The sequence below is a fragment of the Pseudomonas thermotolerans DSM 14292 genome (genome assembly GCF_000364625.1).
In the GTDB taxonomy this organism is placed as follows: Bacteria; Pseudomonadota; Gammaproteobacteria; order Pseudomonadales; family Pseudomonadaceae; genus Aquipseudomonas; species Aquipseudomonas thermotolerans.
In genome coordinates, this window is sequence record NZ_KB822658.1 from 1 (window position 1) to 2,038 (window position 2,038).

The following is a 2,038-nucleotide window of genomic DNA, read 5'->3' on the forward strand; positions in this document are numbered from 1 at the left end:
GGCGTCGGCGAAGGTCATCTGCTTCATCGGAAAGCTCTGCGGGTGAAGTCGGCGGATTTTACCAAATCAGGAAGTCTTTTTCAGAGTTTCCCTAGCGTTCAGACTTCGGTAGCCGATTGAAGATCCAGCACGCCAGCACCACAGCCACGAGCAGTGGCGGAAAGCGCACCATCAGAATCACCAGTAGCAATATCGCCAGGCAGCCAGCCAGTATCCCGGCAAACATGAACGCGGCTGCGAACGTGCGTAGCAGTAGCTTCATATCGCCTCCTTACAGGTAGCCCAGTTCAGCCAGTGACACGCAGCCTTCGTTCCCCACCACGATGTGATCGAGCGTGCGCACACCGACGAGATTCAGCGCGTCCTGCAGTTTCGTGGTGAGGTTGCGATCCGCCATGCTAGGCTCAGGGTCACCCGAAGGGTGGTTGTGCACCAGGATCAAGGCGGCGGCGTTGTGCTCCAGGGCGAGCTTCACAACCTCCCTGGGATACACGCTGGCGCCATCGAGAGTCCCCCGGAACAGCTCCTCGAACGCAATCACCCGGTGCCGGCTGTCGAGCATGAGCAGGGCGAACACTTCGTGCTCATAATCAGCCAGCAGCGCCTGCAGGTGACTGAACACCTCCTTAGGCGAGGTCAGTGCTCGGCCCTTGCGCAGGCGCAGACTGGCCAGTTGCCTGGCCATCAGCAGGATGTCGTTTTCCGTCACCGGCGACTCGACCAGGTAGGTGCCGGTCGTGTCACTGGCTTTAAGCTTGTGCAGGCGCATGGCGTCCTCCTTGGTCTGAGGGTGTGTTTTGACGAGCGGCCTGTGCATCGAGCTTTTCAGCCAGGCTGGGTTTGGTTGGGTGGAGTGAAGCGGTGGGTGCTGATGCAGGTGTCTCACCCTCGGGGTAGAACTCTTCCACGATGGCGCTGACATCCTCCTCGCTGTCCTCGAAGGCACCATTACCGAAGCCACGTCGTGCAGCTTCATCTAGCGCGGCCTGATTGAAGCCGGCTGCCTGACGCCGTGAGTCGAGTTCGCTGGCTGTCACCAGTGCTTCAGCCATGTCCATGCCGCCGCGCACTGTCAGATCGGCGTAGAAGATCGGCGTGCCATGGCTCTGTCGTGTCGACTTGCCACGCAGACGCAGTTCCAGTGGCAGACAGGCCAGGCGGTTGCCCGAGATGGCCTGGAAGTAATGCAGGCGAGCGGCGAGGGTCCGGATGCTGTTGAAGCCGGTGGTACGAAATACAAAGCTGCCTAGAGGATCCTCATCGCCGATGACCACATTCAGTCGGCCATAGGGCTTGCAGGCACCGCCTTTGGCCAGCGGACAGGCATCCGGTGAGGGGCAGGGCAGCGACTGGATTCCGTCCTGGGTAACCCGCTTGCAGGTCTCGCCATTGCCAACGCAAACCGGTCGGCCCGATTGCCGGTCGAACAGCGTGTAGTCGGCCCGGAAGTTCAGCTCCGGTTCGTTGAACAGCAGGCGTACCGGGATGCTGCGCAGCTTGTCGTCCTTGTTCTGGCGCAGCTCGTCATTCAGCGGGTGCAGCAGCCAACCATCCTTGCCCTGCACTTGGGACGTGATGGTGAACTGGTCATCCTTCTCCGGCAGGCGCCTGCCGTTCTTCTCGATGAACTTGCCGATGGAAATCCGCCCGAGTACCGGCGGGGTGATAGCCAGACCTTTGAGCATGATGACTCTCCTGAAATTAAAAAAGGCCAGCCATGCAGGGTGAGCAGCATTGACTGGCCAAGGGGGAGGGATGGAGGAGGTGTGGTTCAGCCGATCAGGAAGCGCCGTGCACCAGGCTTTAGCAGCGGGTACTTGGCCTGCAGGTGCGGCTTGTCCTTGAGTAGCTGCGCGACATCGAGACCGACGCTGTCCTTGGCCTTGCGCCAGGTGATGTAGCCGCTGGCGAACTCCGCCCGGCTGGCATCGCCCATGGCCTGTTGCAGCATCTGCTTGAGCTCAGCCTCGCGCTTTTCCTTGTCGGCAATCGACTGGCGCAGCGCCTTTAACTCGATGAAGGCGGCGGTGAGTCCCGC

General features: G+C 60.8%; 3 protein-coding genes and 1 pseudogene. All 4 read right to left on the reverse strand.

The features are described from left to right. Positions 1 to 91: 91 nt before the first annotated feature. Positions 92 to 262 carry a hypothetical protein gene (locus H165_RS19805; protein ID WP_017940310.1) on the reverse strand — a complete coding sequence of 57 codons (171 nt, stop codon included), beginning with the start codon at positions 260 to 262 and terminating at the stop codon, positions 92 to 94. Between the two features lie 9 nt (positions 263 to 271). Then, positions 272 to 769: a RadC family protein gene (gene radC, locus H165_RS0118000; protein ID WP_017940311.1), complete on the reverse strand. Its 498-nt coding sequence runs from the start codon at positions 767 to 769 to the stop codon at positions 272 to 274. Beyond that, the gene (locus H165_RS0118005; RefSeq protein WP_017940312.1) at positions 750 to 1,685 is read right to left on the reverse strand and encodes a recombination directionality factor; all 936 of its coding nucleotides are present in this window, start codon (positions 1,683 to 1,685) and stop codon (positions 750 to 752) included. The genes radC and H165_RS0118005 overlap by 20 nt, the downstream gene beginning before the upstream one ends. A gap of 86 nt (positions 1,686 to 1,771) precedes the next feature. Further along, positions 1,772 to 2,038 (reverse strand): annotated as a pseudogene (locus H165_RS18880) (alkaline phosphatase); the annotation flags it as partial.